Here is a 20319-nt window from a genome sequence, read left to right as displayed (position 1 = left end):
AAAGGCGCTCGTCGGATGCCACCCGCAACTCGGCCGACATCCGATCTTCATCCAACTCCACCCACCCCCACCACCATCGCTTCGCCGACAATGTAACCGGTTTCAGGTAACCGGTTACATCGCACGAAAGGGTTCCCTGGCATGCACCCAAACCGACTGTTGCGACTAGCGGCGGCCACCCTGGCCGCCGGAGTACTGCTGACCGCGTGTGGCACCGGCACTGAGGGAGGCTCCGGCGGCGGCGACGAAAAGATCACCCTGAACGTCAACCTGTTCGGCAACTTCGGGTACCAGGACCTGTACGCCGAGTACCAGAAGTCGCACCCGAACATCACGATCCAGGAGCGCACGGCCGCCTACAACGACCATCATCGCGACCTGATCACCCACCTGGCCACCGGCTCCGGCGCGGGCGACATCGAGGGCGTCGACACGGGCTTCATCGCTCAGATGCGCGAGCGGGGCAACCTCTTCGTCGACCTGGGCAAGGACCGCCAGTCCGAGTACCTCGACTGGAAGTGGGCGGCGTCGCTGGCCAAGGACGGCAAGCAGATCGGGTACGGCACCGACGTCGGCGGCCTGGCCATCTGCTACCGGCGTGACCTGTTCGAGAAGGCCGGCATGCCGTTCGACCGCGACCAGGTGTCGGCCGCCTGGGGCAGCGGCTGGGACCAGTACATCGAGTTCGGCAAGCGGTACGCGGCGAAGGCCCCGGCCGGCAGCGCCTTCTTCGATGGCGGAGGCCAACTGTTCAACGCCATCATCGGCCAGGCCCCGGTCGGGTACTACAACGAGGACAACGCCATCGTCGTGAGCAGCAACCCCGATGTCCGAAAGGCCTGGGACCTGACGGCGAAGGCGATCCAGAGCAACCTGTCGGCCAAGCTGATCGGCAGCTCGCAGGAGTGGAACAACGGCTTCGCGAAGGACCAGTTCGCCACCATCGCGTGCCCGGCCTGGATGATGACCAAGATCAAGGACCAGGCGAAGCACGCCGCCGGCAAGTGGGACGTGGCGAGCGTCCCGGGCGGCGGCGGCAACTGGGGCGGCTCGTACCTCACCGTTCCCAAGCAGGGCAAGCACATCGAGGAGGCCAAGAAGCTCGCGGCGTGGCTGACCGCCCCGGAGCAGCAGGCCAAGGTGTTCACCGCGCGGGGCAACCTGCCGTCCATCCCGGCTCTCTACGACAAGCCCGACATTGCCCAGTACAAGGACGCCTTCTTCAACAACGCCCCGGTGGGCCAGCTCTTCACCACCGCGGCGAAGCAACTCAAGCCCCAGCACCAGGGCCCGCGAGCCGGAGACGTGCAGACCACCATCCGCGACGCCCTCGTCCGCATCGAACAGGGCAAGCAAAGGCCCGACGAGTCCTGGAAGCAGATGGTCAGCGACGTCGAGCGCCTCGCCAGGTAACTCGACCCGCGCCGCCGGCGGTCACCCCTGACCGCCGGCGGCGCCCGGCGACGAAGGATCGACGATGGCCACCTACCTCCACCAGGCCCGGCGGGCCGGCCTGAGCCGGCTCGACACCAAGGGCTCGCCCTACCTCTACATCCTGCCGTTCTTCCTGCTGTTCGGCGCGTTCGGGCTGTTCCCGCTGCTGTACACGGCGTACGTCTCGTTCAATGACTGGGACCTGCTCGACTCCGGGTCGCACCGCTGGGTCGGCCTCGCGAACTACCGCGAGATGCTGCAGGACGCGTACTTCTGGAACGCCCTGGGCAACACACTCAGCATCTGGGTGCTGTCCACCGTGCCGCAACTGCTCGCCGCGCTCTGGATCGCCCACCTGCTCAACCACCGGCTGCGGGCCCGCACCGCGCTACGGATGGGCGTGCTGCTGCCCAACGTCACCTCGATCGTGGCGGTGACGATCGTCTTCACCCAGCTCTTCGGCCGCGACTTCGGCATGGTCAACTGGGCGCTCGGCCTCGTCGGCATCGGCCCGATCGACTGGCAGGCCAACACCTGGAGCTCCCACCTGGCCATCTCGTTCATCGTCGCCTGGCGGTGGACCGGCTACAACGCCCTCATCTACCTCGCCTCGATGCAGGCGATCCCGCACCACCTGTACGAGGCCGCCGACCTCGACGGCGCGTCGCAGGCTCAGCAGTTCAGGCGGATCACCGTCCCGATGCTGCGGCCGACGATCATCTTCACCACGGTGATCTCGACGATCGGCGGCCTGCAGATCATGGCCGAACCCCTGCTGTTCGCCAGCTCCCAGACGCCCACCGGCGGCTCCGACCGGCAGTTCCAGACCGTCGCCCTGTTCATGTACGAGCAGGGGTTCCGGGAGTTCCGCTTCGGCTACGCCTCGGCGGTCGCCTGGACGCTCTGTCTGGTCATCGCCATCTTCGCGATCATCAACTTCCTGCTCACCCGGCGCATCGCCAAGGACGAGGACTGAGGAGAACGCCGTGACCACCCTCGCGGACCCCGTACAGACCGGCACCACACCCTCGCCGCCGCAACGCCGGTCCCACCGGCGCCGGAGCTTCGGGTACCCACGCAAGGCCTCGGTCTGGAGCTACGGCGCCCTGCTGGCGGTCGTGGCCGGGTCGGTCTTCCCGCTCTACTGGTCCATCGTCGTGTCCTCGCAGACCAGCGACGCCGTCACGAAGGTGCCGCCGGCCCTGGTGCCCGGCGGGCACCTCTTCGACAACATCGCGCGCGTGTTCGACACGACCGACTTCGGCCGAGCCCTGGTGAACTCCTTCATCGTCAGCGGCTCGGTCACCGTCTCCGTGGTGTTCTTCTCGACCCTGGCCGGATTCGCCTTCGCCAAACTGCGGTTCCGAGGCCGAAAGGCGCTTCTCGTCGTGGCCATCGCGACCTCGATGGTGCCGCACCAGCTCGGCATCATCCCGCTGTACATCCTGATGGCCGACCTCGGCTGGACCGGGCGCCTCACCGCCGTGATCGTGCCCGGGCTGGTAACCGCGTTCGGCGTCTTCTTCATGACCCAGTACCTCGGCCGCGCCGTACCCGACGAACTGCTGGAGGCCGGCCGCGTCGACGGGTCCAGCACATTCGGCCTGTACTGGCACATCGTCCTGCCGGCGGCCCGCCCCGCCGCGGCGGTGCTCGGGCTGTTCACCTTCATGCAGGCGTGGAACGACTTCTTCTGGCCGCTGGTCGTGCTGCAGGACAACGCGACCGTGCAGGTGGCGCTCTCCGCACTGGCCAGCGGCTACACCACCGACTACACCCTGACGCTGACCGGCACGTTGCTCGCCACGCTGCCGATCCTCGTCGTCTTCATGCTCCTCGGCCGGCATCTCGTCGACGGCATCATGCAGGGGGCGGTGAAGGGGTGACCACCACATCCGAAGGCGCCGCCGCGGCCGCAACCCGACCGGACCTGCCCGAGCTGCCCGAGCTGCCGGACCTGCCGGCCGGCTTCAGCTGGGGCACGGCCACCGCGGCGTACCAGATCGAGGGGGCGGTCGACGAGGACGGCCGCGGGCCGTCGATCTGGGACACCTTCTGCCGCCGCCCCGGTGCCGTCGACGACGGCACCTCCGGCTCGGTCGCCTGTGACAGCTACCACCGCTGGCGGGAGGACGTGGACCTGCTGGCCGGCCTCGGCGTGGACGCCTACCGTTTCTCGGTCGCCTGGCCGCGGGTCATGCCGGCCGGGCGGGGCGCGGTGAACCGGCGGGGCCTCGACTACTACGACCGGCTCGTCGACGCCCTGTGCGGGCACGGCATCCGGCCGTTCGTCACGCTGTACCACTGGGATCTGCCCCAGGCGCTCGAGGACGAGGGTGGCTGGCGGGTGCGGGACACCGCCGAGTGGTTCGCCGAGTACGCCGCCGTGGTGGCGGGCGTCCTCGGTGACCGGGTCCAGGACTGGATCACGCTGAACGAGCCGTACTGCTCGTCGATGGTCGGCTACGCGGAGGGCCGGCACGCTCCCGGCACCGCCGAAGGACATGGTGCCCTGGCCGCCGCCCACCACCTGCTGCTCGGGCACGGCAGGGCGGTCGCCGCAGTCCGGTCCGCCGCCGGGCCGCGGTCGCGCGTCGGCATCACGCTCAACCTCTCCCCCGCCGTGCCGGCCGGCGATACCGAGGCCGACCGGGCGGCGGCGGATCGGCAGGATCTCATGCTCAACCGGCAGTTCACGGATCCGGTGCTGGGCGGCGCGTACCCGCCCGGGTTCGAGCGGCTCTACGCCGGGGTGAGCGATCTGTCGTTCCGCCGGGACGGTGACCTGGCGGTGATCTCCACGCCGCTGGACTTCCTCGGTGTCAACTACTACTACCGGGTGCACGTCGCCGACGCCCCGTACGAGCAGCCCGACCCGGCGCTGCGCAGCGCGTTCGACATCGGGGTCCGGCAGCTACGGCCGGACGGGTTGCCCACCACCGACCTGGGCTGGCCGGTGGAGCCGCAAGGGCTGTTCGACACCCTGACCGGGCTCGCGGACCGTTACCCGGGCCTGCCTGCCGTGTACGTGACGGAGAACGGCTGCGCCGACCTGCGGGACGGACCCGAGCCGGACCCGGAACGGATCTCGTTCGTGGCCGGGCACCTGGCGGCGGCGGCCCGTGCGGCCGCCGTCGACGACCGGCTCGATCTGCGGGGGTACTTCTACTGGTCGCTCATCGACAACTTCGAGTGGGCCCGCGGGTACGGGCCCCGCTTCGGTCTGGCCCACGTCGACTACCGCACCGGAATCCGTACGCCCAAGGCCAGCTACCACTGGCTGGGTGACCGCTTGCGGGCGTGGCGGGAACGCACCTCCACCTGAAGCGCCGCCCGCGGCTCGTGGCCGGAACAAGCTCATCGATCATGAAGGCGGGGCGTGGGCGCCGGGCTCGCCCGGCGGGGCGTCGAGGGCCAGCCTCCTCGGACCCCGTGGCGGGCATCCGCTGCTCAACGAGCTCACGGGCGTCATCGACATCTTCCACAAATTTCAGCGTAGGAGCCTTCGGTCACCCGAGGCAGTCGTGAACCCGATCCCTGCCAGATCAAGGATCCGACCTGTGCCGCCGCTCGGTGAAGACTGACCCCGGAAGTCGTCGGCTCTTCGGGAGTGCACCGTGTCATCCCTGTTCAGCGGACCGATACCTGGTGTTCGTATGCGTCTTTCGTCTGGCGCCGGGGCGCAGCCGGCTTGTAACGGCATGGGGTGCCCGCTCCGCGGCGGCCACCCCATGCCTTACCGTCCCGTGCGGTCGCTCCCCCAGGAACGCACGGACGAGCCTCAGTTGAGGGCGTAGATCTCCGCGGCCGACGTCCACGGGTTGCCGGCGATCTCACTCACGGCACGCAGCCGCAAGTACTGCCCGGTCTTCGCGGTGAACCGGACGTCCTTCTGGCTCGCGTCGTTGGCGAACGTGCCGGTGGCCACGGCCGTTCCCCAGTTGGTGCCGTCGGTGCTGACGTACACCTCGTACTGGCCGATGCGCCCGTTGGCCGCGCCGGAGCCGCCATCCTGCCGGGGCAGGTAACGCAGGCCCGAAACGGAGTAGCTCGCGCCCATGTTGATCTGGATCTCGTGCGGCGCCGGGTCACTGCCGCCGGTGTACTTCGTGTGCCAGATCGTGCTGATGTTGCCGTCGAACGCGTTGGTCGCCGCCCCGTTCTCGGCCACCGTCTCCTGGCTGTCGACGTACCGCACCGACCAGCCGGTGCGCGGGACGACGCCGCCACCGGGCGCGCAGGTGGTGGTCAGCTGGTGCGCGCCCCGGTCGGGACGGCATCCCGCGGTGACCGCTCCGCCGAAGAAGTCCCGGCTGCCCGGGTTCGTCATGACCTGGCCGCTGGCCAGGGCCGGCGAGCCGGCCCGCAGCCGGTACCCACCGGCGTTGCTGATCGAGGTGGCGGTGCCCGGACCGACCATCAACGGGTCCGCCGTGCTCTTGGCCGGGTCGGCGGGCTCGCCGGCCGGGTGCTGGCCGTAGAAGGTGTTCGAGTTCCACAGCAGCGAGCCGGCATTGACGTAGCTGGAGCCGGTGCTGGTCACGTAGAAGATGTTGTTGTAGAACTCGGCGTTGGCGCCGGTCGACCCGTTGGTGTTGTTGATGATTCTGGCGTTCTGACCGACGTAGAAGACGTTGTTGTAGATCTTCGTGTTGGTGATCTTCCCGCAGATGAGGTCGACCACGTCACCGCGGTCGTTCTGGCTGATGTTGTAGCGCACGATGTTGTCCTTGGTGGTCGACCCGCCGCCGTTGCACAGCAGGATGAAACCGCCTTCGTTGTCGTGGCTGTAGTTGTACTGGTAGATGGTGCGGATGTTGCCCTCGTCGAGGTCGAAGCCCTGCCCGTCGCAGGTGCTACGGCCGCCGCTGACCTCGTTGAACTGGAACAGGGTGTCGTTGACGTTCCAGCCCCAGACGCCGGCGGCGCAGTTGGTGTCGCGCATCCGGAAGCCGTCCACCCGGTTGCGTTCGACCAGTGCGCCCTGGGTGTGGTGTACGACGATCGCATCGCCACCGATGTCGGTGACGGTGTTGCCGCGCACCACGACCCTGGTCTGCGGGTGCCAGGCACCACAGGTCGAGCCGCAGTTGGGGTTGGCCAGTTCCGGCCGGGTCATCCACCGGGTCCAGAAGTGGATGCCGTAGCGGTCCACCGCCCGGACCGTGTTGTCGGCGATCACCACGTCGTCGAACTTCGTCTGCACGGAATTGCCGAGCACCTCGAAGAAGATGCCGGCGCTCGCGTTGTCGTCCTTCTTGTTCTGTACGCCGTTGATGTCGTGCACGTCGACGCCGGTGACCCGGTAATAGGTGCCGGTGCCGGAGTTCTCGCGGATGATGTGCACGCCCCGACGGGCTGCCGGCGCCGCACCCTGGTTGGAGATGTCGAGGTTCCGGATCTCCCAGTACTGCTGGTTGTAGAGCTTCACCACGTCGTCTACGGCCCCGTTGCCGGCCAGGATGGGCTTGGCGCCGGTGCCGTACGCGTCGACGATGTTGGGCGCGCCTGCGCTGCCCGAGCCCTTGGGCCACAGTTGCTGGCCCGCGCAGGTGGTGCCGCGCCGGATCAGGATCTGGTCACCGGAGGTGAACGTCCGGGAGTTCACCGGCGCGAAACTGTTCCAGGGGCTGGCCTGGGTGCCACTGCCCGCCGCGGTCGCGGAGCAGTCGACGTAGTAGGTGGTGTTCGCGGCCGCTGCCGGGGGCGCGGCGACCAGGACTGCGGCGGCTACCAGCGGTAGCGCGGTGAGGGTTGTTCGGAACATGCGCATCGACTGTCCTAACTGTGCGGGGGGACGACAGGAGCAATCAAGATCGGAACTTGCGGTTGTATCCGGCGAGTAGGAGCAGCAGGACGGCGAGCGCCCCGAGCATCACGGCGAGGTGTGCCCAGCCGACGGTGGGCCGGGCGACGACGACGGTGACGACGCACGCGAGCGCGAGCGCCGCCCGGCCGGCGATGAGCACCGCGCCGCGTGTCGAATCCTTCATGACAGTCCCTCCTCGAACCTCAGCCCTTGACGCCGCCGGCAGCCATGCCCTCGATGAGGCGGCGCTGGATCAGCGCGTAGACGAGCAGCACCGGCACGATGACGATGACCATGCCGGCGTAGAGCCGGCCGTAGTCGGCGGCCGCCTTCTGCGCGGTCATCAGGTTGAGCAGGCCGACCTGCAGCGTCTTGCCCTCGCCGGGCAGCAGGGTCAGCGCGATGATGAAGTCGTTCCAGTAGGCCAGGAAGTTGAAGAGGGTCACCGTGGTGACCGCCGGGCGGGCCATCGGCAGCATCACAAGTGTCATGATCCGGAACCGGGACGCGCCGTCCAGCAACGCCGCCTCCTCGTAGTCGCCCGGGATCGTCCGGAAGTACGAGGCGAGCAGATAGATGGTGAACGGGATCGAGGTGGCCGCGTAGACCAGCGCCAGCATGGCCGGGTTGTCGATGAAGAAGCCGTCTGGAAAGACGTCGAGCAACGCCCGGTCCCAGTCGACAAGCATGAGGAAGATCGGCACCACGATGTAGTTGACGTTGATGAACAGCCCGGCCATCAGCGCCGTCTCGACCAGGCGCTTGCCGCGGAACTCGTAGCGGGCCACCGCGTACGCGGCCGGCACCGAGACCGCCAGCACCAGGACCAGCCCGAGCAGCGTCACGAGCACCGAGGTGGCGAAGTACCCGCCCATACCGGCGGTGACGAAGGCGTCGACGTAGTTGCGCAGGTGCAGGCCCTCCGGCAGCGTCCACGGGCTGCCGAAGAACTCGCTCTTCCGCTTGACCGAGGCCACCAGCACCCAGCCGACCGGGATCACGATGAGCAGCGCGATCACGGTGAGCAGCAGGGTGGAGAAGGTCCGGCCGGACTTGCGGATGGTGGACATGGGACCGTCCTCTAGTACTGGAGGGGCTGACGCCGAGTCGCGCGGCTGACCAGCAGCGACACGAGGAACGAGAAGGCGAAGATGACCACGCCGATGGCCATGCCGTAGCCGTACGAGGAGTTCGTGTAGGCCTGCTGGTACATGTAGCTGAGCAGCACGTCGGAGGCACCGTCCGGTCCGCCGCCGGTCATCGCCCGGACCAGCACGAAGCTGAGGTTGACCGCGCTGAGGACGAAGAAGGTGAGTGTCGTGCGCAGGGTCTCCCAGATCAGCGGCAGCGTGATCGTGAAGAACTGCCGGCCGGTGCCGGCGCCGTCGAGCGCGGACGCCTCGTAGAGCTCCTCCGGGATGCTCGCCATGCTGGCCATGTAGATGACCATGTAGTAGCCGAGTGCCTGCCAGACCATCGCGATGGCGACCGACCAGAGAACCACACCCTGGTCACCGAGCCAGACCTGCTGCAGCCCGTCCAGCGACAGCAGCCGCAGCGTACCGTTGATCAAGCCGTTTTCCTGGTCGAAGACGGCCGAGAAAATGGCCGCGATGACCACGACCGACAGCACGTTCGGGATGTAGAGGATGAACCGGTAGAGGTTTCGGCCGCGCAGCTTCTGCCGGGTCATGATGGCCGCCAGCGAAAGGCCCAGGCCCATCGTCACGACGGTGACGATCACGAGCAACGCGACCGTGTTCTGGAAGGCGCGCAGGAACTGCTGGTCGTCGATCAGCTTGGTGAAGTTGTCCAAGCCGACGAAGCGCATTTTCGGGGAGAAGCCGCTCCACGTGTAGAGCGACATCCGGAAGACGCTCAGCGTGGGCCAGATCATGAAGAGCGCGAACAGCGCCAGCGCAGGCAGCAGGCAGGCGGCGACGAATCGGCCGTTGCCACGCCGCCGGCGGGTGACGGCGTGGCGCAGGCGCGCCGGGGGTTCGCTGGGTGCCTGCTCGGCGGCGCCCGATGGTGGGGTGATGGTGGTTGTCACCGTGACCGGTCCTTGCCTCTAGCCGGGACGGGATGGCCGCAACGAACGGCCGGGAAGGACATTGGGGTGACCCGCGCGAGCGGGCGCGGCGGCAGCCCAGCCCCGGGGCTGCCGCCGCGTGCTCACTTGCCGGCCAGCCGCAGCTTCTCGCTGGCGTCGTTGAGCGCGGCCTGCCACTGCTCCACGGTCTTGTCGCCGCTGACGATGCTGTTGGCGGTGTCGAACAGGGTGGTCTTGATGCTCACGCCCTCGACCGGGGCGCTACTGGCGAAGCCGCCGACCAGCGCGGTGATGGCAGGGTCGTCGTAGAGCTTGTAGAAGTCGGCGATCTCGCCGGTCACGCTGGAAGCGATGCCCTTGATCGGCTGGATCGCGCTGGACTTTGCGAAGATCTTGGCGGCCTCGTCCGAGTACAGGTAGGCGATGAACTGCTTGGCGGCGTCCTTGTTGGCGGCGCCGCTCGGGATCCAGGACGACTCGATGATCGTGGTGAGGTGACGCTTACCACCGGCGGTGACCGCCGGCAGCGGGGTCATGGCCCACGCGAAGCCCTTCGCCCGCGGCGCGTCCTTCATCTCGCCGACGACCCAGGTGCCGTTCGGCATGAACAGCGCCTTGTTGTCCAGGATCGACTGCTGGTTCTTGGTGAAGTCCTGCTCGTTGGCGTAGCCGACCGTGGTCTTCGCCGCGTAGCCCAGCAGCCTGGCGGTGATGTCCAGGGTCTGGCGTGCCTGCGGGGTCTGCCAGACGCCCTGCTGGTAGGTCATCACATTGTTGAAGAACTCCGTGCCGCCGACGTTGGCGAGCATCGCGTAGAAGTACGAGTCGAGGTACCCGGCGGTCGGGTAGGTGAACAGCGCGATGCCCTGCGCCTTGGCCTTCTCGCCGAGCGCGAACATCTCGTCCCAGGTGGCCGGGACCTGCCAGCCGTGCTGCGCGAAGAGGGCCTTGTTGTAGACCAGGCCGGTCGGCGCGTAGAACATCGGCATGAGGTAGGTCTTGTCATCGCCGTACGGGTTGGTGCCGAGGCCGATGATCCCGTCGGCCAGCTTGGCCCGCACGGTGGTCTGCTCGCCGGGCACGGTCATGTCCAGCACGCCGGTCAGGTCCTCCAGCGCCTTGTCCTTGACCAGAGTCTCGGACAGGGCGGCCTTGCGGCCCTGGGGCAGCACCACGACGTCCGGGAACTTGCCGGCCTTCATGTTCGGGCTGATCTCGTCCTCGAGAGACTTCGAGATCTGCAGCTGCACGTCCAGGCCGGGGTTCTTGGCCTGGTACGCGGCGACGAGCTCGGTGTACATCTCGCGGCCGTAGCCGCCTTCGAAGGCGGCAATCTTGAGGATCTTCTTGTCCCCGGCAGTGGCGTCGCCGCCTCCGGAACAGCCGGCGATCAGGCTCAGCGCCGTCGCCGCCGCGGCGGCGAGGACGAATGATCTTTTCATCATGAGTGGTCCTTCGTGGGCGAGCGCGCATGGGTGAATTGGCCTGCGCCAAATCGCTCGGTCAGCCAGGCATTGTTACTGTGGCACCGATAACATGAGTAGTCAAGATCGATGCTGATGCGGAGGGACACGCTCCGTCCGGCAGCGGCGGCGGGCATGGCCGACGGGACGGGCCGGTCGGCCCGTCAGCAGGGCGGCGGTACGGCGGGTCAGCGGGCCGGCGGCGCCGTGGAGGCCCGGACCGTCAGGGTCGGCGGCTCGACGGCGGGCTCGACGGCGCCTGCGGAGCCGAGCAGCACGGCGACCGCGGCCGCGCCCGACCGGTAGAAGTCCTGCCGCACCGTGGTCAGCGGCGGGTGGCAGTAGGCCGCCAGGTCGATGTCGTCCACGCCCACGATCGACACGTCCTCCGGCACCGACCGGCCCCGTTCACGCAACGCCTTGATCACTCCGAACGCCATCTCGTCGCTGGCCGCGAAGACCGCGGTGACCTCGGGGATCATCGCGAGGATCCGGCCCTGCCGGTAGCCCGACTCCGGCGACCAGTCGCCCTCCAGCGGCGGCGGCGCGTCGATACCGGCCTCGGCCAGGGCCTCCTGCCAGCCCTGCCGGCGCTGGCGCGCCTCGATCCACTCGTCCGGCCCGGCCACGTGCCAGACCTGACGGTGTCCCAGCTCCAGGAGGTGCTGCGTGGCGATCCGGCCGGCCTCGCGCTGGTCGATGCCGAGCACCTTGGCGCCGGTGGTCCGGGAGCCGTCCACCGTGACGGTGGGGATCTCCCGGGTGATGTCCTCCATCCGCTGGGTCACCGAGATCAGCGGAACCGCGATGACGATGCCGTCGACACCCTGGTCGGAGAGCTTGAACAGGGCCTTCTCCATCAGCGCCGGATCCAGCTCGGCGATGGTGGTGATGCTGACGGAGTAGCCCGCGGCGCGGGCCGCGGCCTCCACGCCGTCGGTCACCGCGGACCGCGAGAAGTAGCCGCCGGCCTGCAGCAGCACGAGCCCGAGCGTGAAGCTGCGACCCGAGGACAGCACCTTGGGGGCGCTGTTGTAGCGGTATCCGAGCTGGTCGACGGCGTCGAGCACCCGCCGGCGAGTCTCCGCGTTGACGTTCGGAGAATCGCGCAGGGTCCGCGAGACCGTCTGCGCCGACACACCGGCAGCGCGTGCCACGTCAGCCATGCTCGGCTGCCTGTTACGCGTGATGGCCTCGGTCATGCTGTTCTGCCGCTCCTCAGACTCGGGGTGGCCTGATCATAGCGCCATTGTTCGCTATGGCATCGGTAACATAGGCTCACGCCATGATCGAGACGACCACGTCGGGCGTAGCGCCGGAGCCGGCCACCACGGTCTCCCCCACGCTCGGCTGGCATGACCGGCGGCTGTACAGGCGCGGCATCCCGCACCGCATCCTGTCCGGGGCCATGCACTACTTCCGCGTGCACCCCGACCTCTGGCACGACCGGATCCGGCGACTGGTCGACCTCGGGCTCAACACCGTCGACACGTACGTGGCCTGGAACTTCCACCAGCCGCGCGCGGACCGGGCGCCCCGGTTCGACGGCTGGCACGACGTCGAGGCGTTCATCGCGCTGGCCGGCGCCGAGGGCCTGGACGTGATCGTGCGGCCCGGCCCCTACATCTGCGCGGAATGGTCGAACGGCGGCCTGCCCGCCTGGCTCACCGCCCGCGACATGGCGTTGCGCAGCTCCGATCCGGCGTTCATCGGGTCGGTCGAAAGGTGGTTCGACGAGCTCATCCCCCGGATCGCCGGGCTGCAGGCGAGCGCCGGCGGGCCAGTCGTGGCGGTCCAGATCGAGAACGAGTACGGCAGCTACGGCGACGACCACGCCTACCTGCGCTGGAACCGGTCCGCCCTGCTCGCCCGCGGCATCACCGAGCTGCTGTTCACCGCCGACGGACCGACCGAGCTCATGCTCGACGCCGGCACGATCCCCGGCACGCTCGCCGCGATCACGCTCGGCTCGAAGCCCACGGCCGCCCGGGACCTGCTCCGGCGGCTCCGCCCGGATGAGCCGTTCGTGGTCGCCGAGTACTGGAACGGGTGGTTCGACCACTGGGGCGAACGGCATCACGTCCGCGGGGTGGACAGCGCGGCCGGCACCCTGGACGCCATCGTGGCCGATGGTGGCAGCGTGAGCATCTACATGGCACACGGCGGCACCAACTTCGGGCTGTGGGCGGGCGCCAACGCCGGTCAGGGCCGGATCCAGCCCACCGTCACCAGTTACGACTCCGACGCCCCGATCGCCGAGGACGGCACGCTGACCGCCAAGTTCCACGCCATGCGGGCGGTGCTCGGCGCCACCGCGCCGGTGCGGGTGCCCGAGCGGATGCCGGTGCTGCCCCCGGCCCGGGTGCCGCTGACGCACTGCGCCGATCTGCTCGCCGGGCTGTGCGCCGTGCCGGCGCTCACGGTGAACACCCCGCAGCCGGTCAGCTTCGAGCAGCTCGGACTGGACGCGGGCATGATGCTGCTCACCGCCCGGCCGAGGATCCCGGCCGGCGAACACCGGATCGTCCTGAGCGACGTCCGGGACCGGGCGGTCGTGTTCGCCGACGGGGTGCCGCTCGGGATCGCCGACGCCGACAACCGCGAGCTGCCGATCCGCGGCACGGGGGCGGCCGTACGCCTGGAGATCCTGGTGGAGAACCTCGGCCGGATCAACTACGGGCCGCTGGTCGGGCAGCACAAGGGGCTGCTCGGGCCGGTGCTGGTCGACCGGCGGATCGTGCACGGCTGGACCAGCACACCGATCGCGCTGCCCGAGTGGACGGCCGACGACCTGCTGCGGGCCACCGGAACCGGGCCGGCCCGCACCGAGGCCGGCTTCGCGGTCGCGACGGTCCGCGTCGACGAGCCGGCCGACACCTTCCTCGCCCTGCCCGGCTCGGTGCACGGCGTGGTCTGGGTCAACGGGTTCCTGCTCGGCCGGTACTGGGACATCGGCCCGCAGGTGACGCTCTACTGCCCGGCGCCACTGCTGCGGGCCGGGGAGAACACGGTGGTGGTGCTGGAGACCGACCGGCTCGGCCCGGTCCTGGAACTGCGTGACCGCCCGGAGCTGGGACCGGCCGAGGAGTACGTCGAGGAGTTCGACTGAGCGACGGCGGTCACAGCGCCTTGCGGAGCCACTCCTCCACCCCGGCGACGTGCACGGTCGCCCAGGACCGCGCCAGGTCGGGTTGACCCGACGCGATCGCGTCGACGATGGCCTGGTGCTGCTCGCGGGTCCGGGCGACCGCGCCCTCCTGCGTGACACCGCGCCAGATCCGCGCCCGGGTGGTCGGCCCGGAGAGGCCCTCGAGCAGGGAGCACAGCACCGTGTTGCCGGAGCCCACCGCGACGAGCCGGTGGAACTCCAGGTCGTTCGCGACCAGCGCCTTGACGTCGAGGGTGTCACCGAGGCCGTCGAGCACGGCCTGCAGCTTGGCGACGTCCTCAGCGTTCATCCGCTGCGCGGCCAGCGCCGTGGCCGCCGGCTCCAGGATGCGCCGGACCTCCAGGAACTCGAGCACGGTGTCGTCCTGGTGGAAGTCCACGACGAAGCCCAGCGTGTCCAGCAGCAGCTGCGGGGCGAGGCTTGTGACGTACGTGCCGTCGCCCTGCCGGACGTCCAGCACCCGGATGATCGACAGCGCCTTCACCGCTTCGCGCAGCGAGTTGCGCGACAGGCCGAGCCGCTGTGCGAGATCACCCTCCTTGGGCAGCCGGTCACCGGGGCCGAGCTCGCCGGACGTGATCATCGACTTGATCTTGCCGATCGCCTCGTCGGTAAGGGCCATCGCTGCCTCCGCGGAAAAGTTCAGGGTACGGGCGTCGCCATGATGGCGCGGATCAGACCCGCAGGCCGTAGACGCGCGCCGCGGTGCCGCCGAGAATCGCCGTCCGGGCCGCCTCGGACAACGGCGCCAAGGCCTGCAGCAGTGCGGCCCGGACCCGGCCGTAGCTGGCAGCGAGCAGGCACACCGGCCAGTCCGAGCCGAACATGAGCCGGTCCGGCCCGAACCGCTCCAGCGCCTCCCGCGCGAAGGGGCGCAGGTCGTCGGCGCGCCACGAGTCCCAGTCCGCCTCGGTCACCAGGCCGGACACCTTGGCCGCGACGTTGGGTTGCTCGGCGAGCGCAGCGAACGGCCCGCGCCACCGGGCCAGCCCGGCCGCGCCCGCCCGGATTTCCGGCTTGCCGAGGTGATTCAGCACGAAGCGCAGCTGCGGCAGCGCGGCGGCCGCCCGGGCGGCGGACGGCAGCTGGTCGACCCGGACCACCAGATCGAAGGCGAGTCCCGCAGCCTCGACCGCCCGCAGTCCCGCCCGGACGTCCGGGCGGTCGAGGTGATCCGGATCCGGTTCGCCCTGGACCTGGCTGCGTACCCCGACCACCCGGTCACCGCCGGGCCGCCGCAGGTGCCGGGCCAGGCGGCCGGCGAGCGCCGGATCGGCCAGGTCGGCCCAGAGCACGACGCCGGCGATCTGCGGCGCCTCGGCCGCCCACCGCAACAGGTCGTCGGACTCGGCCTCGTCGCAGCGGCCACCCTCGACCAGCACGGACCGGCCCACCCCGGCGGAGCGCAGCTGCGCCTGCAGCTGCGCGACGGTGAACTGGCGGTGGATCATCCGCATCCGGTCGTCGTCCAGCCAGGCGTACGCCTGCGGCACCTGCCAGAGGTGATGGTGGGCGTCGACCGTCAGCATGCCGGCTCCCCCTCGTGATCCGCGGACGGCAGCGGCGCGTCCGGGCGCAGCAGCCCCGCCGCCACCGTGTCGGCCCACAACGCCGCCGGTGGCGGACACCGGAACAGGGCCACGTTGCGGATCAGCTCCTCGGGCGTCTGCGCGCCCAGCAGCACGCAGGCGACCGCGGGATGACCGCCGGCGAAGGCGAGCGCCGCCGCGGGCAGCGAACTGCCGTGCCGGGTGCAGACGCCGGCCAGCGCCCGCGCTCGCCGCAGCACGCCGTCGGACGCGGGGCCGTACTCGTACGGCAGGCCCTCGTGCGGGTCGGCGACGGCGAGCAGGCCGCTGTTGAACACCCCGGCGTTGATCACCTGGACGTTCCGGTCCAGGCAGGCCGGTAGCAACTCGTCCAGAGCCGGTTGCTCCAGCAGCGTGTACCGGCCGGCCAGGAGGATCGTGTCCACGTCGGTCTGCGTGACGAACCGCTGCAGGATGCCGGGGTCCTTCGACCCCACCCCGATCGTGCCCACCACGCCGGCCGCCCTCAGCTGAGCGAGAGCCGGGTACGCCTCGTCCAGCGCCGCCCGGTCGTGCCCCTCCGGGTCGTGCAGCAGCACCAGATCGACCCGGTCGAGCCCGAGCCGCTCCAGGCTCTGGTCGAGGGAGCGGCGGACGCCGTCGCGGCTGAAGTCGCGGACCCGCCGGTGGGTGGCGGGCACGACGAACCCCTCGGGATCCGGGCGGCCGGCGCCGGCCGGGTCGGGCACCAGCAGCCGGCCCACCTTGGTGCTGACCGTGTAGACGTCCCGCGGCCGGCCGCGCAGCGCGCGGCCCAGCCTCTGCTCGGACAGTCCGAGCCCGTAGTGCGGCGCGGTGTCGAAGTAGCGGATGCCGGCCGTCCAGGCCGCCTCGACGGTGGCCGCGGCGACCTCGTCGGTGACCGCCCGGTACAGGTTGCCGAGCGCGGCGCAGCCGAGGCCGAGGCCGGTCCGGGTCACGGCAGCTCCCAGACCATCGGCAGCCCTCGGCCGTCGTCGTCGTAGTCGTCGGCCACCTCGAGCAGCTTCGCCATCCGCTGTTGCCAGACCTGGTTGGCCGGGTGGTCGCGCAGCGTTCGCCGCATGTGCGCCGGGTCCGCCACCCGGACCAGGTGGAACAGGTGCTGCCCGTCCCGCCAGATCCGCCAGCCGAGCACCCCGGCCTCGCGCAGCGCCCGGTCCAGCTCTTCCGGGATCACCGCGTGCACCTCGTCGTACCGTGCCTGCGCACCCGGCTTCAGGACAGTGTGCAGAGCGATCTCCACGGCCATCGTCAGTCCTGCGCCTTTCCGGTGGTGAGCCGGGCCAGCAGCAGCGCCACCAGGATGATCAGGCCGTAGATGGCCTGGATCCATTGTGCCGACACCCCGGCGAGGGTCAGGATGTTGTTGATCAGGCCGAGGACGATGACGCCGCACAGCGCGCCGAACAGGGTGCCTTTGCCGCCGTCCATGCTGATCCCGCCGATGACCGCCGCGGCGAACACCGTGAAGATCATGCCGTCGCCCTGGGCGGCGGCGACCGAGCCGAGCCGGCCGGTCATCAGCAGGCCGGCGAGGGCGGCGAGCACCCCGCCCACCACCAGGGCGCTCCAGATCACCCGGTCGGTACGGATGCCGGCCGCCCGGGCCGCGTCGACGTTGCCGCCGACCGCGTAGAGCGCCCGCCCCTGGCGTAGGTAGCGCAGGGTCGCGATGCCGGCGCCGAACAGCAGCCCGGCCAGCCAGATGGAGGCCGGCAGGCCCAGCCACACGGCGTTGCCGAGGTAGAGCACCGATGGCGGCAGCTCGAAGAGGTTCTGCCCGCCGGTGATGCCGATCTGCAGACCGCGCAGCACGATCAGCATGCCGAGCGTCACGATGAACGCCGACAATCGCAGGCGCAGGATCAGCAGGCCGTTGAAGGCGCCGACCGCCGCACCGGCGAGCAGGCAGAGCGGGACCGCCAGCGCGGTGGCCCACTCGGTGCCGAGGCCGTTGCTGCCTGCCGGGATGACCAGAGCCACAGCCAGCGCGGGCGCCAGACCGACGACCGACTCCAGCGACAGGTCGAACTTGCCGCTGATCAGGATGATCGCCTCGGCCAGTACGACCAGGGCCAGTTCGGTCTGCTGCTGCAGCACGTTGATGAGGTTGACCCGGGTGAGGAAGACGGGGTCGACGAGGGCGCCGACCAACAGCAGGACCAGGATGGCCGGTACCAGCGCCAGATCCCGAAAGCGGGAGATGCGGACCACCCGGCCCGGTGCCGGAGCCACCGGCGTCATTGCGGTCATGGGGTTCCTTCCTCTGCGGCCAGCCCCTCGATCGCGGCGACCATCTCCGCGTCGTCCCAGCCGCGGTCCAGTTCGCGGCTCACCTCGCCGTGGTACATCACCAGCACCCGGTCGCAGGAGCGCAGATCGTCGAGTTCGTCGGAGACCAGCAGGACGCCGGTCCCGGAGGTCGCGACGTCCAGCACCGCGTCGAGCAGCGTCTCCTTGGAGCGCACGTCCACCCCGGTGGTGGGCGAGATGAGCACGAGCACGTCCGGCCCGGTCGACAGGGCGCGGGCCAGGACGACCTTCTGCGCGTTGCCGCCGGACAGGTTGCTCACCGGCTCGCCGGGATCGCTGGTCTTGATGTCGTACCGCGCGATCATGTCCGCCGCCACCTTGTCTCGGCGCGCGGGCAGGATCACCGAGGCGGGGCCGAGCCGGTCGCCGATCGGCATGGTGGCGTTCTCGGCCACCGACAGCAACGGCACCAGGCCCTCGCGATGGCGGTCCTGCGGCACCAGCCCGATGCCGGCGGCCCAAGCGGCCGGCACGTCGCCCGGCCGCACCACCCGGTCCCGGACCCGGATCTCGCCGGTGTCCGCCCGGCGCAGGCCGGCCACCGTCTCGGCGAGCGCCACCTTGCCGCTGCTGCCCGAGCCGGTCACCCCGACCAGTTCCCCGGACCGCACGGCGAGCCGGACGCCGGAGTAGGAACCGGCCAGGCCGAGATCGCGCACCTCGAGCGCCACCGCCGCGTCCGCCGGCACCGGCGGCCGGGCGGCCGGCGCCATGCCGCCGGCCGCCTCGCCGGTCATCGCGTCGACCAGCGCCTCGCGGCTCAGCCCGGCGACCGGCCGAGTCAACACCCAGCGTGCGTCCCGCATCACGGTGACCGTGTCGCAGACATCGAACACCTCGTGCAGGTGATGCGAGATGAACAGCAGTGTCACCCCGGCCGCGGACAGCGCGCGCATCCGCTGGAACAACCGCTCGATCGCGTTGGCGTCCAGGCGGGCGGTCGGCTCGTCGAGGATGATGAACCGCGCGCCGGTGGACAGCGCGCGGGCGATCTCCACGAGTTGCTGCTGCTCCACGTCGAGCTCGCCGGCGGGCCGGGCCGGGTCGACCGCGAGCTCGAACTCGTCCAGCAGGTCGGCGGCTGCCCGGCGCAGGCCACGCCAGTTGATCCACGGCGTCCGGCCGCGCGGTCCGGCCTCCTCGTGCCGGTTGAGGAACAGGTTCTCCGCGACGCTGAGCTCCGGGATGACGGTGCTCTTCTGGTACACGCAGGCGACGCGCTGCCGCCACTGTCGACGGTCGGCCGTCGGAGGCGCCGGCCGGCCGTCGAAGTGCAGCGTGCCGCCGTCCGGGCGTTGCAGCCCGGTCAGGACGGACACCAGGGTGGACTTTCCGGCGCCGTTACGCCCGACCAGGGCATGTGTCGAGCCGGGCGCGACGGAGATCTGCGCGTCGGCCAGGGCGACTGTGGCGCCGAACCGCTTGCTGATGCCGGTCGCCTCGACGGCCGGGGTCACTTGCTGACCTGGTTGCCCCACAGCCCGGCGTCATCGACGTTCTCGGCCGTGACGAGCGGGGCGGGGAGCTGGTCTTCGAGGACACCGTTGCCGACGTCGACGATCGTGCTGTCGTGGTCGGTGGGGCCGGGCTGGAAGGTCCTGCCGTCGATCGCGGCCTTCGCGTAGAACAGCGCGTACTTGGCGTACAGGTCGGCGGGCTGCGAGACGGTGGCGTCGATCTCGCCCTTGCGGATCGCCTCGAACTCCTGCGGGATGCCGTCGTTGGAGACGATGAAGACGTGCTTCGGGTCGGTCGGCGGCACGAGCAGGTTCTTGGAGCGCAGCAGCTGCAGCGTCGGCGCGAGGAACACGCCGCCCGCCTGCATGTAGATGCCCTTGATGTCCGGGTGTTGGGCGAGCCGGGTCTGCAGGGCGGCGGAGGCCTTGGTGCCTTCCCACTCGGTGGGCTCTTCGAAGACGGTGATGCCTGGGAACTTCGTCCTCATGCATTCGGCGAAGGCCTCGGAGCGGTCCCGGCCGTTGATCGACGACAAGGCTCCCTGGAACTCGACGACCTTGCCCTTGCCGCCGAGCTTCTGGCCGAGGAACTCGCACGCCTTCTGCCCGTACGCGCGGTTGTCGGCGCGCACCACCATGAAGACCTTGCCCTTGTCGGGGCGGGTGTCGACGGAGACCACCGGGATCTTCTTCTGTTCCAGCATGGTGAGCGTGGTGGCGATGGCGCCGGTGTCCTGCGGCGCCATGACGATCGCCTTGGCGCCCTGGCTGACCAGGGCCTGGCTGTTGGCCACGAGCTTGGCCACGTCGTTCTGCGAGTTGGTCGGCGCCATCAGGTCGGCACCCACCTCCTCGGCGAAGGTGGGCACGTACTTGGCGTAGGAGTTCCAGAAGTCGGAGTCGGCCCGGGGCAGGTCGACACCGACCTGCGGCTTGTCCGAGTTGCCGGACGCGGCGTCCGGGGATTCGGAGCCGCACGCGGCGGTGGTCAGCAGGGCAACGGCGGCCAGGGCGGCGCCCGTGGCGCGCAGGGACCGTTTCATGAGTTCC

Annotated in this window: 18 protein-coding genes; 5 read left to right on the top strand and 13 right to left on the bottom strand. The window is 69.9% G+C overall.

Translation table 11 applies throughout. From position 1 onward, the window contains the following. Positions 1–141 precede the first annotated feature (141 nt). From EAD96_RS16075 to EAD96_RS16060, 4 genes are all read left to right on the top strand, one after another. The gene (locus EAD96_RS16075) at positions 142–1413 is read left to right on the top strand and encodes an ABC transporter substrate-binding protein (protein WP_121684872.1); all 1272 of its coding nucleotides are present in this window, start codon (positions 142–144) and stop codon (positions 1411–1413) included. Positions 1414–1477: 64 nt separating this feature from the next. Next, positions 1478–2410 carry a carbohydrate ABC transporter permease gene (locus EAD96_RS16070; RefSeq protein WP_030500465.1) on the top strand — a complete coding sequence of 311 codons (933 nt, stop codon included), beginning with the start codon at positions 1478–1480 and terminating at the stop codon, positions 2408–2410. 130 nt (positions 2411–2540) lie between these two features. Then, positions 2541–3320, top strand: a complete 780-nt coding sequence (locus tag EAD96_RS16065; RefSeq protein WP_199733195.1) for a carbohydrate ABC transporter permease — start codon at positions 2541–2543, stop codon at positions 3318–3320. Between the two features lie 44 nt (positions 3321–3364). Next, on the top strand, positions 3365–4759 hold the full coding sequence (locus EAD96_RS16060; RefSeq protein WP_121684921.1) for a GH1 family beta-glucosidase: 1395 nt from the start codon (positions 3365–3367) through the stop codon (positions 4757–4759). Positions 4760–5215: 456 nt separating this feature from the next. Here EAD96_RS16060 and EAD96_RS16055 read toward each other — a convergent pair whose 3' ends face one another. The 6 genes from EAD96_RS16055 to EAD96_RS16030 form a co-directional block, all read right to left on the bottom strand. After that, the gene (locus EAD96_RS16055; RefSeq protein ID WP_158614798.1) at positions 5216–7201 is read right to left on the bottom strand and encodes a discoidin domain-containing protein; all 1986 of its coding nucleotides are present in this window, start codon (positions 7199–7201) and stop codon (positions 5216–5218) included. A 43-nt stretch (positions 7202–7244) separates the two neighbouring features. Further along, positions 7245–7427 carry a hypothetical protein gene (locus EAD96_RS16050; RefSeq protein ID WP_121684869.1) on the bottom strand — a complete coding sequence of 61 codons (183 nt, stop codon included), beginning with the start codon at positions 7425–7427 and terminating at the stop codon, positions 7245–7247. Between the two features lie 19 nt (positions 7428–7446). Continuing rightward, complete coding sequence (locus tag EAD96_RS16045) at positions 7447–8313, bottom strand: carbohydrate ABC transporter permease (protein WP_121684868.1); 867 nt, start codon at positions 8311–8313, stop codon at positions 7447–7449. Between the two features lie 11 nt (positions 8314–8324). After that, on the bottom strand, positions 8325–9296 hold the full coding sequence (locus EAD96_RS16040) for a carbohydrate ABC transporter permease (protein ID WP_233585827.1): 972 nt from the start codon (positions 9294–9296) through the stop codon (positions 8325–8327). A gap of 122 nt (positions 9297–9418) precedes the next feature. Continuing rightward, positions 9419–10741 (bottom strand): carbohydrate ABC transporter substrate-binding protein, encoded by a 1323-nt coding sequence (locus tag EAD96_RS16035; protein WP_199733191.1) that lies wholly within the window; start codon positions 10739–10741, stop codon positions 9419–9421. A gap of 206 nt (positions 10742–10947) precedes the next feature. Beyond that, positions 10948–11925: a LacI family DNA-binding transcriptional regulator gene (locus EAD96_RS16030; RefSeq protein ID WP_233585825.1), complete on the bottom strand. Its 978-nt coding sequence runs from the start codon at positions 11923–11925 to the stop codon at positions 10948–10950. 119 nt (positions 11926–12044) lie between these two features. On the opposite strand from EAD96_RS16030, the gene EAD96_RS16025 reads away from it, so the two are divergent. Continuing rightward, on the top strand, positions 12045–13868 hold the full coding sequence (locus EAD96_RS16025; protein ID WP_121684866.1) for a beta-galactosidase: 1824 nt from the start codon (positions 12045–12047) through the stop codon (positions 13866–13868). 10 nt (positions 13869–13878) lie between these two features. On the opposite strand, the gene EAD96_RS16020 is transcribed toward EAD96_RS16025, so the two are convergent. The 7 genes from EAD96_RS16020 to EAD96_RS15990 are packed head-to-tail and all read right to left on the bottom strand — an operon-like array spanning position 13879 to position 20312. Then, positions 13879–14550 (bottom strand): FadR/GntR family transcriptional regulator, encoded by a 672-nt coding sequence (locus EAD96_RS16020; protein WP_121684865.1) that lies wholly within the window; start codon positions 14548–14550, stop codon positions 13879–13881. A gap of 52 nt (positions 14551–14602) precedes the next feature. Next, positions 14603–15457 (bottom strand): amidohydrolase, encoded by an 855-nt coding sequence (locus tag EAD96_RS16015; RefSeq protein WP_199733190.1) that lies wholly within the window; start codon positions 15455–15457, stop codon positions 14603–14605. Next, positions 15451–16437 (bottom strand): aldo/keto reductase, encoded by a 987-nt coding sequence (locus tag EAD96_RS16010; RefSeq protein ID WP_305034163.1) that lies wholly within the window; start codon positions 16435–16437, stop codon positions 15451–15453. The genes EAD96_RS16015 and EAD96_RS16010 overlap by 7 nt, the downstream gene beginning before the upstream one ends. Beyond that, positions 16434–16748: an L-rhamnose mutarotase gene (locus EAD96_RS16005; protein WP_121684863.1), complete on the bottom strand. Its 315-nt coding sequence runs from the start codon at positions 16746–16748 to the stop codon at positions 16434–16436. Before EAD96_RS16005 ends, EAD96_RS16010 begins: the two co-directional genes overlap by 4 nt. Before the next feature lie 2 nt (positions 16749–16750). After that, positions 16751–17752: an ABC transporter permease gene (locus tag EAD96_RS16000; RefSeq protein ID WP_121684862.1), complete on the bottom strand. Its 1002-nt coding sequence runs from the start codon at positions 17750–17752 to the stop codon at positions 16751–16753. Next, positions 17749–19269 carry a sugar ABC transporter ATP-binding protein gene (locus tag EAD96_RS15995; RefSeq protein ID WP_121684861.1) on the bottom strand — a complete coding sequence of 507 codons (1521 nt, stop codon included), beginning with the start codon at positions 19267–19269 and terminating at the stop codon, positions 17749–17751. Before EAD96_RS15995 ends, EAD96_RS16000 begins: the two co-directional genes overlap by 4 nt. Continuing rightward, positions 19266–20312 (bottom strand): sugar ABC transporter substrate-binding protein, encoded by a 1047-nt coding sequence (locus tag EAD96_RS15990; protein ID WP_121684860.1) that lies wholly within the window; start codon positions 20310–20312, stop codon positions 19266–19268. Before EAD96_RS15990 ends, EAD96_RS15995 begins: the two co-directional genes overlap by 4 nt. Between the last annotated feature and the right edge of the window lie 7 nt (positions 20313–20319).

This window comes from Micromonospora sp. BL1 (assembly GCF_003667485.1).
GTDB classification, from domain to species: domain Bacteria; phylum Actinomycetota; class Actinomycetes; order Mycobacteriales; family Micromonosporaceae; genus Micromonospora; species Micromonospora tulbaghiae.
The sequence above is the reverse complement of the archived record's forward strand: the minus strand, read 5'-3'. Positions and strand labels throughout refer to the sequence as shown.